Below are 18,532 nucleotides of genomic sequence, written 5' to 3'. Positions count from 1 at the left end.
TATGTCCTTGACAATCAAGGATGACATTTGGCCAAGTGTCCATTTCTAACTCTTCAATAAGTAAGACAATGGACGAAATAATAGAACGTCTTGACAATCTCCAACGCCTAATTGAGAGCCAGGGGATTTACACAAAGGAAGTTTTAAACTTCAATGAAGCTTGTCAGTATCTGGAGCTTTCCCAATCCCACTTGTACAAGTTGACAAGTGCAGGGAGCATTCCGCACTACAAGCCCAATGGAAAGAAGCTCTATTTCAAAAGAAGCGAGTTGGAAAGCTGGTTGCTTCGCAACCGCAATTCCACTCAGGAAGAAATAGACCAACGGGCAGCGGATTACCTAATCAAGAAAGGGAGGGTGAAGCTATGAACGAGCTAATGGATATGATCTTGACCCTCGCTCAAGACATTAAAACAGTCAAAGCCTATCTCCTCAATTTCCATAAATCACGTTTGGAGCAGTTCAGCGAAGAATGGATTGATGGACAGGTAGTGATGCAAACGCTTCACATCAGTAAAAGAACCCTCCAATCCCTTCGGGATAGTGGGGTTCTTCCTTACAGCCGAATCAATGGTAAATTCTACTACAAGGTTTCCGATATAGAAGCCTTGCTGGAATCCAATTACTCACCTTCAAAATCAAAGCACTATGGAGGTAAGTAGAAAAGCCATTCTCGACAAAACGCACTACGGCCTGAATATCTATGCCCATGTGTTGCGACAGTACTATCCGGGTGAAACAGTCCTTTCCCTTTCGGGAAGGGACTGTAAACCTGCGAAAAACCCTTTCAATGCGGACAAGCCTACATTGTTGGTAAAAGTGGTTGACGGTTGCGCTACGCACACCGATTCCGAAGAAGTCATTGCACAAGGCAATGTCTTTGATTTTGCAGCATTGCATTTCAGCCTCGAAGGGCAAGCCCTTCTCGACAAGCTGAATGAGGAACTGCATTTGCGTATCGGTAAGCAGCAAGGTTTTTACAGACAGGCAGAATCGCAACCTGCGGTTGCTCTTCCTGAAATAATCAAACCGGCTCCGCCAGTTTTCAGCTATTTCACCAAGCCTGTTACCAACGTAACACCAAGTCGGAAAGCCTCCTTAGTTGAGGTGTACCGCCTTATCAAAGGGAATGAATTTGCTTCGTGTACCAGTACACTACGCAACATTCCCGACCCGAAGGAAGCCCGAAAGTACAAGGCTCAAAATTTTGATTATGTGACCTTCTCAGGCACGTTCTCCAAACGCAATGACGCAAACCTTCAAAAACATTCAGGTTTGCTCACAATCGATTTTGACCACATTGAAGACATTCCTTCACTCAAGGCGGCATTGCTCAACGACCATTACTTTGAAACAGAGCTACTGTTTATATCCCCTTCAGGTGATGGCCTCAAATGGGTAATTCCAATCCACTTGACGCAAGCAAAACACCAGGACTATTTCAAGGCAGTGGCAAACTACGTTTCCCACACCTATCAACTCGAAATAGACCAATCCGGAAAGGACATTTCAAGGGCATGTTTCCTTCCGCATGATTCAGAAATATTCATCAATCCTAAATACTTGTAGGACATGGAAAGAAAGACATTCAATCCGCAGGATTGGCTTAATCAGCCAACCCCGCAACCAAAAGTTACTGAGCAACCAACTTTCAATTCAGATTCTCAAATAGACGAAGTAGAACGCATCATCCAGAGCATTGAAGCTAACCGGGTTGATATTACCTCCACTTACAGCGATTGGGTTAATATCGGCTTCACCTTTGCGGATGAATTTGGAGAGAATGGCCGGCCGCTATTTCATAGAGTTAGCCAGTTCTACCCCGACTATTCCGCTCCGGAGTGCGACAAGCAATTTGACAATTGCTTGAAATCAAAAGGTCATGGCGTTTCACTAAAAACCTTTTTCTTCCTGACCAAAGATGCAGGAATTGATATTACGCCTCCACGGGCAGAACGGCAGGATCAGCGTACTTTCAAGAGGGAGAAACTGACCGGCAGTCAAGAGCATCCACAGCAGAGGGAAAATCAGGAACCGGAAGAAATGCCGACATTTTCCGATTCTATGTTTCCTGAACTTCCTGAATTTCTTCAAAAGGTTGTGGAGATTGCCACTTCCAAAGAGGAAAGGGATATTCTACTCCTCGGTTCCCTCGGAGCTATCAGTGCATGTTTACCCAAAGTATCGGGCATTTATGATGGCAAACGGGTTTTCCCCAATCTGTTCCTATTCATTACAGCCCAAGCATCCGCAGGAAAAGGCCGCTTGGTGCATTGCCGCCAGTTGGTGAATCCGGTTCACAAAGAATTGAGAGAACAGGCTAAACTCCATAAGCAACACTATGAATTGGAAATGGCCGAATACAATGCCAAAAAAGGAAAGGAAGAAGGTATCGAGAAGCCAGCCAAACCACCGGAGAAGATGCTGTTCATTCCTGCAAACAACAGTTCAACGGGAGCTTACCAGCTTTTGGGTGATAGTGATGGCAGAGGGCTGATTTTCGAGACCGAAGGTGATACCTTAGCACATGCCTTCAAGAGTGATTACGGAAACTACAGTGACGGCTTTAGAAAAGCTTTTCACCATGAAACCATTTCCTACTATCGCAGAACCGACCGTGAGTTTGTAGACATTGAAAGCCCTTGTCTTTCTACTGTCCTTTCAGGAACGCCAAAACAAGTTTCGGCATTGATACCCAACGCTGAAAACGGCCTATTCAGCCGTTTCATCTTCTATTTCATGAATGTGCGGCCGGTATGGAAAAATGTATTTGCCAGCCAAACAGACAACGGACTGGACGATTACTTTGAAGCCCTGGGCAATGAGTTCTATGAACTCTACAAAGTCATTATGCAGGATGAGCCCCGGCAGTTCTACCTCACGGCAGACCAGCAAGAACAGTTCAATCAGTTTTTCGGACAGATTCAGGAAAAGTACATGAACCTTCAGGGCTTGGACTACATGGCCACTATTAGGAGATTGGGTTTAATTGCCTACCGCATCTGCATGATATGCTCCGCTTTGCGGATCATGGAAACGGGCGATACTTCTCGAAAGCTAATTTGTGAGGAAAGGGATTTTCAAGCTGCGCTTTCAATGGTGAAGGTATTGGTCAAGCATTCAAGCAAAGTGTTTGTAGAGCTTCCGCAGGAAGAACCCAAGCCCACACGAATGAATAAGAAAGAGAAGTTCCTGTATGCCCTACCCCGCAACTTCAATCGCCAGAAATACCTTGAAGTAGCCAACACAATGAGTATTCCGGCAAAGACAGCAGAAGGCTACATTGCCCACTTTGTGAAATCAGGTCTTATTCACCGTGAGGCACACGACAATTATATAAACACCTCACTTGAGGAATCTCAGGATTCTAAGGAAATCAAGGAAGGATAAGCCCGTTGGGCTTTCCTTCCGAAGGTTCGACCAGACCATTAAAAATTTACACCACTGGTCAACCTAAGGACAAATAATCCTTAGTTTCCTCTATTTCCTCAAATTCCTGAAATCAGTTTATCACTTCTTTTTGCTTTTACTATCGCTTTCTTTTCTTATATTTGACAAATTCTGACAAGTCAATAATACGGCAATGAATTATCTGGGCAATAAGATCAGGGAGCTTCGGGAAACAAAGGGTTTACTGCTCCGGCAAGTGGCGGCCCATATCGAAGTGGATACCGCACTGGTGAGTAAGTTGGAGCGTGGAGAGAGAAAAGCCCAAAGGGACCAAATTTCCAGGATTGCCGACTTTTTGAAAGTAAAGGAAGATGAACTGCTTTTCTTATGGCTGGCGGACAAGATCATGGACGATATCCAAGACGAACCACAGGCATTAGAAGCATTGAAATTTGTAGAACGCCAACTCCATTCAAATCTATGAATGATAATTTGTAAATGATGAATAAAACAGACCTACAAAAAAGGACAAAAACATTTGCGCTCTATATTATTAAAATAGTGCAATTGCTTCCCGAAAACCGGGTATGTTGGACTTTTTGTGATCAAACCATAACCCCTATTCCCCTGGATAAAGACAAGAAAGGACTTGCTCCGCAAGCCCCTCGATATACTTCAATTGACAAAGTGTTGAAGGCTAAAAAATTATCTCAGGTGTTTTAACCTATCGAAGAGCTATGGATCAGGACTTATTCTTCAATGTACTCACATTCGACTGGCCAAAGGAGCCCGTAACACTCTATTTTTCAAACGAAAGTAATGACAGGTGCCAGGATCTCTATTTCAGCCTTTTCCCTAATGAAGCCGAGTCATTGTTCCCCGGATTAGTCCGCAATAGCACAAATACGCTCCATACCACCTTTGGTTATCCAGCAGAAGGATTTCAACCTTTATCCATTGATCTCAAAAATGAGAATCAGGATTTTGTTAAGAGATACTACAACCATCAGATCAATTACTATTTCCGAAAGATTGCCAAGAAAATTGTTAGGACGGGATTTGTGAATGAAAACCAGGTATGGTTAAAAACAAGTGTAGGAGGAACAGACTTGTATGATGTATATGAGAAATTCTCTTTAAAGGTTCAAATTTCATTGATTAGTGACTATCCGGAGTTGGTGTTATCCTATGATGGTCAATCCAAAATCTCAAAACAGAGTGTAGCTGAATTGATTCAGACAATCAGCCCAAAATGCTTCAACAGAGTCCTACACGGTAAGAGTTTATACAAATGGGAAAAGTGTCAGGAAAATGAATTTATTGATCCGGAGAACTGCTATCCGGTTATTAACAAAGACCTTGAAGCAGCATTGGGCATTCCGTTCGGGCTCCCTCTCAGAGACAACCGGTATCCGGTATATCTAAGCTATATCAAGGGATTCTATTGCAAATATCTGAACCAGCCCAAATTCAAAAAGCTCATTCCATTACATAAATCAGGTTTTCTTTCCGTTGTTCCTTCAAGAATTGACTCCACGTCAGAAGAGAGCAACCAGTTGCTTTTCGGCAACAATCAGCCAGATACCACACCAAAATATGCGCTCAAAAGATTAAAACCATTTAAGAAAAGTCCCTATCCCAATATTCATTTATTCTTTATAGTCCACGCTGATGATGCGGAGCACACCTTCACAATTAAAGAGCACTTTGAGAAGGGATTCGATTCATTCAATGGCATGCAGAGCTATGTAGGGTTGTATTTTCACACTGCAGAAGGATTTAGTGTTGTCTTTAAAGACAAGGAAGATCCAATCTCTGAGATTGAAAAGGCTCTGAACACAAGAAATTTTGACCCGGAAATCAAGTACATCGCAATCTATGTCACTCCTTATGGCAAATTCGAAAAAGAAAAGCCTAAACGAGAAATATACTATCAGTTAAAGGAAGTACTTCTAAAAAGAAGAATCACTTCTCAAGCCATTGATCCTCAAAAAATGGTTGAACAGGGTATCAATTGGAGATACAGCCTACCCAACATTGCTGTAGCTATGTTGGCTAAATTAGATGGTATTCCCTGGCGTCTAAATACACCGGTAAAGAATGAATTAGTCGTTGGCGTTGGAGCATTCAAGCAAGTAGATATAGGTGTTCAATATATTGGAAGTGCCTTTAGTTTTACCAATAATGGGCGTTTCAATCGCTTTGAGTATTTTTTAAAAGATGAAATCGACATCCTCGCAGGATCAATTGGAGCTGCGGTTAAGCAATATGCCACTGTCAATGCTGCCCCGGATAAATTGGTTATTCACTTCTACAAAACCATGAATGAAGATGAAATGCAACCCATCCTGCAACAATTGGAGGATCTGGGACTATCAATTCCGGTTTTCATTATCACCATCAACAAAACGGAATCGGAAGACATTGTTGCTTTTGATAGAAAGTGGAAAGGTTTGATGCCAAATAGTGGCACCTTCATTGGAATAGGCAAGGATAGATACCTGCTATTCAACAATACCAGATACAATGGAAGTCCGGTGGGTAAGTCAGATGGCTTTCCCTTCCCCATTAAGCTAAAAATCCAATGCTCCATTCCCGAACTTACCAAAGACATGAAAACAGTCAATGAGTTGATAGATCAGGTGTATCAGTTCAGTAGAATGTATTGGAAGTCTATAAGGCAACAAAATCTTCCGGTCACTATAAAATATCCTGAAATGGTAGCTCAAATAGCTCCTCACTTTAAGGGAGATGATATTCCACCTTATGGAAAAGACAACCTTTGGTTTTTATGAATGCAATACATAAAAGACCGGGATTTTGAATGAGGTATTGGCTTTCATGGTATTGTCGATCCTAGAGGAAATATCGTGGATGATTACTGTAAGCATTATGCGACCCTCCAATGCCGCATTTCCATAATTTGTCAAGGATATAGTTAAGCCAACGTTTCTACAGAATTAACCCCGTATTTTGTATTTATGAAATTACTCATCGTAGAAGACGAGCCGCAATTGCTGAAAAGCCTTGAGGAATTTGCTGATGATGAAGGTTTTCTTTACGATACCGCAAGCAATTTCCGGGAAGGTATGGAACGCATCGGTCTCTATAATTATGACTGCATCGTCCTGGACATTAATCTTCCTGATGGCAGCGGATTTGACCTTTTGGAAAGACTTTATAAAGAAGGCAAAACTGACGGGGTGATCATTCTTTCAGCACGCAATTCGCTGGATGACAAATTAAAGGGCCTGGGACTTGGGGCTGATGACTACCTCACCAAGCCGTTTTACTTTTCCGAACTCAATGCCCGGATAAAAGCCATCATCCGCAGAAAACAATTTAAAACCAACAAACTTGTCCGCTTTGCTAACCTGGTTATTGAACCTGACCAGTACCTGGTCGGGGTAAACGACCTTGAAAATCTTATTTCATTTACAAAAAAAGAGTATGCTATTCTTACACACCTGATAAATAACCATAAGCGGGTGATCTCCAAAGTATCGCTGGCGGAATATATTTGGGGCGATTATGTGGATGAGGCCCAAAGTTTTGATTTTCTGTTTTCTCAGATCAGGAACCTCAAAAGAAAGCTGAAAGATGCCGGGGCGCAGGTAGAAATCAACAACATCTATGGGGTAGGTTATCAAATCCAGGCATTATGAAGCTGCTTACCTACACCTCCCGCATTCAATCGCTTTATTTCCTGATCCTGTTTGGGATTTTTTCCATATTGTTTTACCTGGTGCTAAGCTGGAACGTACTTCAAAATGTAGATGAAGTGTTGTACAACCGCAAAGCCAACCTGCTGGCTTACCTTGAACAAAACCCTGAAGCACCGTATAAAGAGGACAACCCGCTGGACGATTTCACCTTTTATCTTGTTGAAGAAGCTGCTTTTCAGGAAAGATACGAAAGTTATACCGATACCCTCATTTATGAGCCTGTTGATGACGAGTTCGATGAATACCGCATGCTAAACACTTTTGTGAAGCTACATGGCAAACATTACCGGCTGGAAATCATAAAACCTCACCTGGAAGCGGCTGAAATGATCGGAACCATTGCTATCACGCTGGGATCTTTGTTCCTGGGCCTGTTGCTTTCTTTTTATGTATCCCAGCGCGTTATCTCCCGGAAAATATGGGGCCCGTTTTTCGAAATACTCGAAAAAATCCGGCTCTTTCGATTTGATAAACAAGAATTTCCTGCACTGCCACCTACACATATTGATGAGTTCCGGATGCTGAATGAAGCTGTGAATGAGCTGACCCGAAAAAACAAGGAAGTATTTGAAAGCCAGAAGCAATTTATCGAAAATGCTTCCCATGAAATGCAAACACCCCTGTCTGTTATCCAGTCAAGGTTGGAAGGGCTTATCGGACAGGCAGAACTCACACAAGAGCAGGCGGAAATTGTGGAAGGCATTATCGGCTCCACACAGCGCTTAAAAAAATTGAACAAAACCCTGCTGCTCTTATCTAAAATTGAAAACCGGCAGTTTCTCCTTTCAGAACAGGTTGATATAAACACAATAATCAGCCGATCAATGGAATATTATGAAGAACAGAAAGCTGCCCTGAATATATCGGTGAAAACGGAACCACAAGATAACTTGATTGTGCAAGGTAATACGATGCTTGCCGAGATACTGGTACAGAACCTGCTTAAAAATGCATTTCTGCATAACAGGGAAAATGGCACGGTGAACATTCAAACAAAAGAGAGAAAGCTCGTGATTGCCAACACAGGGGATGAAAAGCAAGGAAAAGGGAGAGTATTAGAGAAAGACAAATTATTCAGCCGTTTCTACAAGCAATCCGGTAATCCCGATACCTGGGGACTAGGGTTGGCCATTGCCCGGAAGATTGCCGAAACAAGCGGCTGGGAGCTTCATTACCGTGAAGAAAAAGGGTTGCACATTTTTGAGGTGGATTTCGGGTAACCAGACGATCTTCCCAAATTTCTACAGATTTGATGATTTACTTTACCTTTATAAATACGTGTATTATCTAAAATAAAATGACTTCAATGATGAACAGAAAGGATTTTCTCAGGAATTCGGCAATATTGGGTGGAGCGAGCATCCTTCCCATCAACAACGTTTTTTCACAGAATGTAACAGAAAATGGCATGGATAAACTGGTGGACAGCAATGGTAATTTCATCCAAAAATCGCTTCCATATAACAAGACATTCTTAGAACCACACATGGATGAAGAAACCCTGCACCTGCATTATGAATTTCATCATGGAGGAGCAGTAAAAGGGGCGAATAAAGACTTGGAAAACATCAAAAAACACCTTCAATCAGGCGAGATGGATCAAGTAGATATGTGGACTCGTAAGCTGGCCTATCATTTTTCAAGTCATGTCCTGCATTCCATATTCTGGTCTAACCTGACCAATAAAAAAACACAGCCCAAAGCGGAATTACTGAAACAGATAGAGAAAGACTTTGGCTCTTTTGATAACCTGAAAGCATACATCTCCAAAATTTCCAAATCTGTAGAAGGGAGTGGCTGGGGAATATTGGGCTATCAGCCCTACTCACAATCCCTCACTTTACTGCAATGCGAAAACCACCAGAAGCTCACGCAGTGGGGTGTGGTTCCCCTGTTGGTCATTGATGTATGGGAACATGCTTATTACCTGAAATACAAAAACAAGAGGGCAGAATTTGTCGACACTGTATTGGAAATTATCAATTGGGACAATGTGGCAGAACGGTTTGTAACAGCTAAAAAATTACACGGATAACTTTTGTTGGAATATAGAACTAAGACCACATGACCTCTCCTCTGTTACCACCAGTATATTCAGCATATATAGATAATATATGATCGATAAACAGGTCTCCTATAAAGAAGCCCTAAAAGTGTGGGTTAAAGTTGCCATCTACAGTTTTGGAGGCCCGGCCGGTCAAATTGCCGTGATGCACAAAATATTGGTAGAAGAAAAAAAATGGATCAGCGAGAACCGTTTCTTACATGCATTGAATTATTGCATGTTGTTGCCGGGCCCTGAAGCACAACAACTGGCCACTTACATCGGTTGGCTATTGCACAAGACCAAAGGAGGATTGGTTGCCGGAGTACTGTTTATCCTGCCGGGATTCATCTCCATTCTGATCCTGAGTATTCTTTATGCAGCCTACAGGGACGTAGGAATCGTTGAAGCCATATTTTTTGGTATAAAGCCAGCAGTGCTGGCCATCGTTATTGGTGCGGTCATCAAAATAGGTAAAAGGGCGCTAAAAAATGAAGTGATGATAATAATGGCTGCACTGGCATTTGTGGCCATATTTTTCTTCGAGGTGGATTTTCCTTACATCATTATTGTGGCAGGGCTGACCGGTTTTATTGGTGGCAGAATTTGGGAAGAAAAATTTCATGTAATAAAAGGACATGAGGCCAAATCGGATCAGGATAATAATTATTTCATTGACAGTTATATTCAGCCCGTTAAGCCTTCAATAAAGAAAACAGTCAAAACAGTTTTGCTGTTCATAACCTTATGGGCACTGCCGTTAGTACTGATCGCCCTGTGGATAGGAACAGAAAATATTTTCTTTTCGGAAGGCCTGTTTTTCAGCAAAACGGCTGTGGTCACCTTTGGTGGTGCCTATGCAGTGTTGGCTTATATAGCCCAGAAAGCTGTGGAGGATTACGGCTGGCTCAAAAGTGGGGAAATGCTTGACGGATTGGGCATGGCAGAATCCACCCCCGGGCCGCTCATTCAGGTTGTGCAATTTGTCGGGTTTATGGGAGCTTATCGTTTATCTGGTACGATGGATCCACTTCTGGCCGGAATCTTAGCTTCCTTACTGGTAACCTGGACTACTTTTGTGCCTTGCTTCCTGTTTATATTTACCGGAGCTCCCTATATTGAGTATTTAAGAGGCAATAAAAACGTCACTACTGCCTTGTCCGGAATTACGGCTGCTGTTGTAGGAGTCGTGCTCAACCTTGGCGTGTGGTTCGCTATCCATACACTTTTTGGAGAAGTAAACGAAAGCCATTCCCTGGGGATTAGGTGGATGATACCTGAGTGGGCTACAATTAACATTCCTTCATTGGTGATTGGACTTATTGCTGCATTTGTTTATTTCATCCTGAAATGGGACATGCTGAAAACAATCCTGGTCAGTATAATATGCGGCATCCTGTATTATTTCACCTTTTCATAATATAAGTCCCTCCCCACTTCCTTCTCCCCATTTCCCCGCTTCCAACTCCATTCCCATATTTCTACAGAATCGCATTATAGGTTTGTGATAATTAATGACAAAATTGAAAAATGGTTCGAATATTCAAGATCCCCCTGCTAGTAGCCATCATTACCTTTGCCTGGACGAATGTACATTCCCAGACCCAGGTTCCTATAAAACAGCTACTGGAAACAGCCACAAAAAACTACCCCGCAATTCTTGCCGCAGAGGCACAAAAGGAGGCATCCGGAGAAAGGGTCAAATCCACCAGGCGTACAATTATACCCGATATTAATGCTTCTGCCCAGGCCAACTATTCGACTTATAACAACCTCACCGGGATGTTCTATCCTGAATACATTTTACCGGTGAGCGGTCCCCCATCTACTGAGAATCTCAACAATATGGTCTGGGGTTCGGCTGCCGGTTTGCTCATGAAATGGGAGCCTTACACCTTCGGACGCAGAGGCAATGAGATAAAAGCAGCCGAAAGCACCTATGAGGCCGGGGTGGCCATGAAAAGCCTTACGCTATTGGAACATAACGTGCAATTATCTAGCACCTACCTGGATTACCTCCTCGCCCTTCAAATCCTGGATGTACTGGAAAGCGATCGGAAAAGAGCCGAAGCAAATTACGAACAAGCCGTAAGCCTGGCTACTTCCGGATTGGTTTCGGGGGTGGATACGGCACGTTTTCATACCGAACTATCCAAGACGAAAATTAAGATCCTGCAACAACAAAATATCCTTCATGAATATAAAGCAACACTGTCGGAATTGGTTGCGGCTGATTTACCTGAAAACCTGGTGGATTCGACCTTTTTTAGAATATTGCCACAGTTATTAGGAGATACAGAAATGATCCATCCGAGAGAACAGTTGGCTATAGCCGAGTGGAAAACATCACAATTCCAATATAAAGCGGAGAAACTAAGCTGGCTGCCCACCCTAAGTGTATTGGGTACTGCTTATGGTCGTGGTTCCGGTGTGCAGCTCAGCAACAACGGCACCACCTTTGTCGATAACCCGTCTGACGGATTTAATATCAACCGGTTCAATTATGGCATTGGTGTACAACTTGCCATACCGCTGACCCAGATCTTCCGCTATCAAACCCAGTGGAAAGCAAGGGAATTGGAAGCTGATGCCGATAAACAAGAACTGGAAAAAGTTCGCCTGGCCCTCAATAAGCAAAAGTCCGTTGCTGATAACACATTAATCACTGCACTGGCCATTGCCGGGGAAACCCCTGTACAATTCCAGGATGCCCGTTATGCGTATGAAGCCATACAATCCCAGTACCAGGCAGGGCTGATAACCTTTACGGAGCTGATTGAAGCCCGGAATGAGCTGGTAACAGCAGAAATCGAACTTCGAAGATCCTATTGGGAAGCCTGGAAAGCACTACTGTATGTAGCCGCTATAAATGGTAATCTGGAAATCTTTTTAAACCAATTATAGAGATGATCAAACTAATAATATCTGCTTTAAGGAAACCTTTAACAGTTATGGTAGCCCTTTTGGCTATCGTGTTTTTTGCTGTGTTGGCTATCCGGAACATGTCGGTCGATATATTCCCGAAGCTGGGTACGCCAACTATATATGTGGCTCAAACGTATGGAGGTTTGGCTCCCAACCAAATAGAGGGTTTTATGACCTCCTACTACGAATATCATTTCCTGTACATTAATGGTATAAAAGAAGTAGAAAGCAAAACGATCCAGGGCGTTTCCTTAATGAAGCTCACCTTTCATGAAGGAACCGATATGTCTCAGGCTCTGGCGGAAGTAGTGGCCCAGGTCAACCGGTCCAGGGCATTTATGCCTCCGGGTACCGTACCCCCTTTTATTACCCGGTTTGACGGAGGAGGCGCACCGGTAGGCCAATTGGTTTTTAGCAGTGAAACCCGGTCCTTGGGTGAAATACAAGATCTGGCGCTTTTTAAAGTACGCCCCAAATTTGCTTCTATCCCGGGCGTGTCAGCTCCTCCTCCCTTTGGCGGAAACCAGCGTACGGTGCTCATCAAGGCAGACCCTTCCAAGCTGCGTAGTTACAACATCAGCCCGGATGAACTGGTTATGGCCATTGCCAAAGGCAACACCATATCTCCCTCCGGCAACATCCGGACAGCGGACAAACTCTTGATCGCAAATCAGAATACGGTGGTAAGTGATATTCAGGAGCTGGCCAATATCCCCTTAAAGAAAGGTTCCGGACCCGCTGTATACGTAAGGGATGTAGCCGAGGTGCAAAACGGATCCGATGTGGCTTCAGGCTATGCCCTGATCAATGGAAGCCGCTCCATATATATTCCGGTAACCAAACGGGCGAGCGCTTCCACTTGGGATGTCGTCAAGCGCATAAAGGCAAGCCTGCCGGAAATGCAGGCGGCTGTGCCGGATGACATCAAAGTAAGTTATGAATTTGATCAGTCGGGTTACGTGATCAACTCCCTGAAAACCCTGTCCTTTGAAGGGGTATTGGGAGCAGTGCTTACCGGCTTAATGGTATTGCTGTTCCTGGGTGACAGGCGCAGTGCACTCATTGTGGTTCTCACCATACCGCTTGCCATATTATCGGCAGTAGTGTGCCTCTATCTGACCGGACAGACAATCAATATCATGACGTTAGGCGGACTGGCACTGGCGATAGGTATTCTCGTAGATGAATCGACTGTGACGATTGAAAATATCCACCGGCATCAGGAAATGGGCAAGACGAAGGCCCGGGCCATTCTGGATGCCTGCAAAGAAATTGCCTTGCCCAAACTCCTCATCCTGATCAGCATCCTTGCCGTATTTGTCCCGTCCTTTTTTATGAGCGGCACGCCCAGGGCCATGTTCTTACCGCTTACGCTGGCGGTAGGTTTTGCCATGATCGCCTCTTTTCTGCTTTCTCAAACAATGGTACCCATTCTTTCCAATTGGTTTTTGAAAGATCATGTTCCTAAAAACGAAGATGGAAAGTTTCAACGGTTTAGAAACCGGGTAACAGGATATACAAAAGGTATCACAAACATGGGCGGATGGGCCATCGGTATTTACCTGGTAGTCATTATTGCTATGCTTGCGTCCGTTTGGCAGTCTACCGGCACAGAGATATTTCCAAAAGTAAACTCCGGACAGTTGCAAGTCCGGTTAAGGATGCCCGATGGCACCCGTATCGAAAACACTGAAGAGAAAACAAAAAAATTCCTGGAGGTAGTAGACGAGGTGGTGGGTAGAGAAAACGTAGAGATCACTTCAGCATTTGTCGGCATCCAGCCTCCGAGCTACCCGGTCAATACTATTTTTCTATGGACAAGTGGTCCGCATGAGGCAGTTGTCAAGATCAAGCTGAAAGAAACAGGACAAGACTTGGACGTCCTCAAAGAAACCCTCAGGAAAAGCATAGCGGAAACCATACCTGAAATGCGCCTCTCTTTCGAACCTGCTGACCTGGTAGACCAGGTGATGAGCCAGGGGGCCAATACATCGGTGGAAATTGCCGTGCAGGGTAAAAACCTTGTTGAATCACGAAAATTTGCTGAAGAAATAAAGAACAGAATAGAAGGGTTATCTTTTATGCGGGATGTACAGTTTGGCATTCCGTTGAACTATCCTTCCATTGACCTGGAGTACGACCGTGTACGTGCCGGCCAGTTGGGCCTTACCATTGAAGACATCAGCCGGTCGGTAACGGCCTCCACTTCTTCCAGCCGTTTCACCCAGCCCAATTACTGGCTGGATGCCGGATCGGGTAATGCTTATCAAGTACAGGTAGAGTTTCCACAATATATGGTAGATCAACCCGGTGATATCGAAAAGGTGCCGCTTAAATCGGAAAATGGAAAAACCGTCTATGTGGGTGACGTGAGCAAATGGAAACCGGCTACCGTGATTGGGGAATACGACCGCCTTAACCAGCAACGGTTCATCACCATCACAGGAAACCTGCATAACAAAGACCTGGGAAGCGCCATTAAAACCCTACGTAATGAGGTGAATGCAATGGGTGAACCACCTGCCGGGATGAGTGTTAAATTCAGAGGACTCGCAGAACCTCTCACCCAAACCTTTGATGAACTGAGCACCGGCCTTTTGCTGGCAGTAGCTGTAATATTTCTGCTACTGGCAGCCAGCTTTCAGTCGTTCCGGCTTTCCTTCGCAGTGCTATCTACTGTTCCTGCCGTCATAGCCGGATCCTTCCTTCTTATCTGGATAAGTGGGAACACGCTCAATATTCAATCTTTCATGGGCAGTATCATGGCCATAGGGGTGGCGGTGGCCAATGCCATTTTATTTGTCACCATAGCCGAGCAATATCGGAAAGATCAAAGACAAAACCCACACCTGGAAGGAATAAAGGATCGGTTGAGACCCATACTCATGACCAGCATTGCCATGATAGCTGGTATGACTCCTATGGCGCTTGGACTGGGCGAGGGAGGCGAGCAAACCGCCCCACTGGGGATAGCCGTGATTGGCGGGTTGCTGTTTTCCGTGTTTGCCACCGTGTTCATCCTGCCTTCCGTTTACTGGCAACTTACGGGAAGAAAACACTATAAGAGCATATCACTCGATCCGGACGATGAGCAGAGCGCCTATTTTGGACAGTAGTAAAATTTACATGAAACCAGAAAAAACAGTAAAGTTTAAACATAATGAGAAAATACATCCTACCAATTTTATATATGGCCATTGTTTCTGGCTGTTCGAATAAAGCTGAAAACAGCAACATGGAAAGCAAAGGTGGGCCGGCAAAAAAAGCGGAAATAATAACAGTGAGTTACGAAAATGCCCCACAGGCCCTGACACTCCCGGCAGAGTTGCATGCTTTTGAAAAGGCCGGGCTGAATGCCAGGGTGCAGGGATATGTAAGCGAGGTGCTGGTGGATATTGGTGATAAAGTAAAAAAAGGAGCAGTCCTGATAAAAATAGAAGCACCGGAAGTAAAGGCAGCTTATGCTGAAGCCCGTAGCGAGGTAGAGTCTGCCAGAGCAGATTATTTGAGCAGCAAAGATGTCTTTGAGCGGTTGGTGAAAGCCTCCGGAAAGCCTGGTACGGTTTCAGAATCCGACCTGATCAAAGCAAAGAACAAAGCTATGGCTGACAGCACCCGGCTGGTGGCAGCAGATTATACCGCCAGGGCAAAGCAACAATTGCTGGATTATCTTACCATCCGGGCACCTTTCAACGGAGTGATCACCCAAAGGAATACCGATCCGGGAAATCTTGTCGGAGGAAATAATGGTGTCCCTTTGTTGGTGATCGAAAACAATCAAAAATTGCGGTTAAAGGTACCGGTGCCGGAAGCCTTGACCGGAAGTTCTGTGGCGGAGAACGCTGTGACATTTAAAGTAGAGCCATTTCCCGCGACATTGTTCAATGCAGATTTTTACCGGAGAGCCAGAAGCATCGATCCGGACACCCGCACAGAGATGTGGGAATTTATCGTGCACAATCAAAAAGGTGAGTTGAATGCAGGGCTTTTTGCAGAAATACAATTACATATTCAGCGAACCGGTGGAAGTATGTGGGTACCTCAAAGTGCTGTATTGACCACCCTCCGTAGAAAAGCTGTGGGAAAGGTGGTAGAGGGTAAGCTGAAATGGGTAGAAGTAAAAACAGGCATGAAAAACGAAAGTACGGTTGAGGTGTTTGGCGCGCTTGATGCCGGGGATCACATCCTCTTGCAGCCCAATGAAGAAATGACAGAGGGAATGCCTATCAACTAACTTCCGTTTGTATGGGCCGTTTCTTTATCACGTTTCTGGTTTGGGCCATTTGCTATGCTACTTGCAAAGCCCAAACAAGTAAACCGGATACGATTTACGCAGAGTACGTTCAGGAAGAAATTCAGCTTGATGGCAAGCCGGATGAAGCAGTATGGAAGCGAGCCGTACATATCAACAATTTCACACAGCGGGAATTGAACATTGGTGAACCGGCTACCGAAAGAACAGAAGTTGCGATTCTATATACTGCCAAAACCCTGTACATCGGGTTTTGGGGATATGACAGGAATCCTCAAAAGATAATAGCCCGCGAGATGAAAAGAGACTTTGACTGGGGAGGAGAAGACAATTTTGAGGTGATCATTGATACCTACAATGACGACCGCAACGGATTCCTGTTTGCTATCAATCCCAATGCGGCAAGAGCGGATGCGCAGGTTCTCAATAACGGTGAATCTTTTAATAAATTCTGGAATGGCGTTTGGGATGCCAAAACCACTATTACCGATGAAGGCTGGTTTGCAGAAATAGCCATCCCTTTTTCCACTTTAAAATTCCCCACTGATGCACAGGAGCAGATATGGGGCATCAACTTTGAGCGGAATATTCGCAGAAAGCGTGAGCAACTGCTTTGGCAGGGCTGGTCACGGGATTCCGAACTGGAACTGTTGAACAGGGCAGGTACCCTGGCTGGCCTGGATAGTATCGTCAGCAAGGATTTTATTGAGATAAAACCTTATACCATTGGCGGGGGTGAATTTACACCGGGTCAGGAAGAAGGGCAATGGAATGCCGGAGGCGATATTAACTACCTCATTACACCCACCCTCCGAATGAACCTTACCCTAAACACTGACTTTGCGCAGGTGGAAGCCGACCGGCAACAGATCAACCTGACTCGATTTCCCCTGTTCTTCCCGGAGCGCAGGGAGTTTTTCCTGGAAGGACAGGACTATTTTGATATGGGAATGGGAAATAGCATTATCCCATTTTATAGCAGGAGGATTGGGTTGGCCGAAGACCGTTCCACCGTACCCATTATTGCCGGGGCAAGGATTCTGGGTAAAGTAAAAAATTCCACCCTGGGAGCATTGTCTATGCAGACAGCAAGCCGGGACAGCATTCCGTCCACCAACTACTCAGTGGTAAGCTGGCGTCAGGATGTGATGAAACAATCCTCCATAGGCATTCTGTCTGCCAATAAATACGAAAATGGACGCTGGCACAGCACTACCGGTGGCTACGGGCTTTACAGTACATCCAAGCTATTCGGTGATAAAAATTTGAATATTGGAGCTTCTTTTACTCAAAATATTAATTCTGATAATTATGATTCTAAAGCCAATGCTCACCGCATCTATCTGAGCTATCCCAACGACAAAGTGGAATTTGATATGGCCTGGCAACGAAGCGCTCCCGCTTTCAACCCGGAGGTGGGTTTCCTGCGCAGGGACAATTTCCAGGAGTTTTATGCAGAACTCGAATGGAAGCCCCGGCCTAAAAACTTTCTGAAATGGATACGGCAGTTCAGCTTTAAGGGGCTTGATATGAACTACTTTGTCTTTGATGATACAGGGGAACTGCAATCGTTCTCTTATGAAATCCGGCCATTAGGCTTTGAAACACGCAGCGGGGAATTTTTTGAGTTTAACCTGCAAAGGAAGGCAGAAGGTTTGCGTGAACCTTTTGAGATCAAAGAAGGCATTACCATACCTGAAGGCGATTACTGGTACAACCGGATGGAAATACAAGCCGCTACATTCAGTGGTCGCACCTGGTCGGTGTATTCCAGAATAAACTGGGGAGATTTCTTTACAGGCAAAAGTACCGAAAGTACATACGAACTTTCCTGGCGAGCCAGCCGCTATCTTAAAATAGGCGCTAACTATGAGAAAAACTGGATTGACTTACCGGAAGGAAGCTTTGATACCGACCTGATCGGAAGCCGGATGGAATATGCAGTCAACCCGAATTTGTTTGGATCATTGTTTTCACAGTGGAACAGCGAAGATGAGGAGGCCATCCTCAATTTTCGTTTGCAATGGATACCGATTATCGGGGCTGATTTCTTTTTCATTGTCAACCAGGCCTATGATACATCAGGGAATGATTGGAAACTTGAAAGGACAACCATCCTGGGGAAATTGATTTGGAGATTTGTAATTTAGAAGGGAGTTGGGAGAGGGAAGAGGGAAGTTGGGATATCATGTCATGT

General features: G+C 44.5%; 14 protein-coding genes. All 14 read left to right on the top strand.

Going from position 1 to position 18,532, the window contains the following annotated elements; translation table 11 throughout:
* Positions 1-20: 20 nt before the first annotated feature.
* Positions 21-368 (top strand): helix-turn-helix domain-containing protein, encoded by a 348-nt coding sequence (locus tag ACTB0X_RS15405; protein ID WP_336093176.1) that lies wholly within the window; start codon positions 21-23, stop codon positions 366-368.
* Positions 365-661 (top strand): helix-turn-helix domain-containing protein, encoded by a 297-nt coding sequence (locus ACTB0X_RS15400; RefSeq protein WP_149393303.1) that lies wholly within the window; start codon positions 365-367, stop codon positions 659-661. Before ACTB0X_RS15405 ends, ACTB0X_RS15400 begins: the two co-directional genes overlap by 4 nt.
* Positions 648-1,568, top strand: a complete 921-nt coding sequence (locus tag ACTB0X_RS15395; protein ID WP_149393304.1) for a BT4734/BF3469 family protein — start codon at positions 648-650, stop codon at positions 1,566-1,568. Before ACTB0X_RS15400 ends, ACTB0X_RS15395 begins: the two co-directional genes overlap by 14 nt.
* Before the next feature lie 3 nt (positions 1,569-1,571).
* The gene (locus tag ACTB0X_RS15390) at positions 1,572-3,389 is read left to right on the top strand and encodes a DUF3987 domain-containing protein (protein ID WP_149393305.1); all 1,818 of its coding nucleotides are present in this window, start codon (positions 1,572-1,574) and stop codon (positions 3,387-3,389) included.
* A gap of 193 nt (positions 3,390-3,582) precedes the next feature.
* Positions 3,583-3,873, top strand: a complete 291-nt coding sequence (locus tag ACTB0X_RS15385; protein WP_149393306.1) for a helix-turn-helix domain-containing protein — start codon at positions 3,583-3,585, stop codon at positions 3,871-3,873.
* 253 nt (positions 3,874-4,126) lie between these two features.
* Complete coding sequence (locus ACTB0X_RS15380) at positions 4,127-6,184, top strand: Piwi domain-containing protein (RefSeq protein WP_149393308.1); 2,058 nt, start codon at positions 4,127-4,129, stop codon at positions 6,182-6,184.
* A 186-nt stretch (positions 6,185-6,370) separates the two neighbouring features.
* Entirely contained in the window at positions 6,371-7,054 is a 684-nt protein-coding gene (locus ACTB0X_RS15375; protein WP_149393309.1) for a response regulator transcription factor, read from the top strand.
* Complete coding sequence (locus tag ACTB0X_RS15370) at positions 7,051-8,334, top strand: sensor histidine kinase (RefSeq protein ID WP_463025925.1); 1,284 nt, start codon at positions 7,051-7,053, stop codon at positions 8,332-8,334. Before ACTB0X_RS15375 ends, ACTB0X_RS15370 begins: the two co-directional genes overlap by 4 nt.
* Before the next feature lie 86 nt (positions 8,335-8,420).
* Positions 8,421-9,149 carry a superoxide dismutase gene (locus ACTB0X_RS15365; RefSeq protein ID WP_226334942.1) on the top strand — a complete coding sequence of 243 codons (729 nt, stop codon included), beginning with the start codon at positions 8,421-8,423 and terminating at the stop codon, positions 9,147-9,149.
* Between the two features lie 79 nt (positions 9,150-9,228).
* Positions 9,229-10,578 carry a chromate efflux transporter gene (gene chrA, locus ACTB0X_RS15360; protein ID WP_272987528.1) on the top strand — a complete coding sequence of 450 codons (1,350 nt, stop codon included), beginning with the start codon at positions 9,229-9,231 and terminating at the stop codon, positions 10,576-10,578.
* Between the two features lie 110 nt (positions 10,579-10,688).
* The gene (locus tag ACTB0X_RS15355) at positions 10,689-12,062 is read left to right on the top strand and encodes a TolC family protein (protein WP_149393312.1); all 1,374 of its coding nucleotides are present in this window, start codon (positions 10,689-10,691) and stop codon (positions 12,060-12,062) included.
* 2 nt (positions 12,063-12,064) lie between these two features.
* Positions 12,065-15,199 (top strand): efflux RND transporter permease subunit, encoded by a 3,135-nt coding sequence (locus tag ACTB0X_RS15350; RefSeq protein WP_149393313.1) that lies wholly within the window; start codon positions 12,065-12,067, stop codon positions 15,197-15,199.
* Between the two features lie 44 nt (positions 15,200-15,243).
* Positions 15,244-16,317, top strand: a complete 1,074-nt coding sequence (locus tag ACTB0X_RS15345) for an efflux RND transporter periplasmic adaptor subunit (RefSeq protein ID WP_149393314.1) — start codon at positions 15,244-15,246, stop codon at positions 16,315-16,317.
* A gap of 11 nt (positions 16,318-16,328) precedes the next feature.
* On the top strand, positions 16,329-18,485 hold the full coding sequence (locus ACTB0X_RS15340; protein WP_149393315.1) for a DUF5916 domain-containing protein: 2,157 nt from the start codon (positions 16,329-16,331) through the stop codon (positions 18,483-18,485).
* The last annotated feature ends 47 nt before the right edge of the window (positions 18,486-18,532 follow it).

Source organism: Acidiluteibacter sp., from assembly GCF_055129545.1.
Note: the sequence above shows the minus strand (reverse complement) of the source record. Positions and strands in the feature narration are given on the sequence as shown.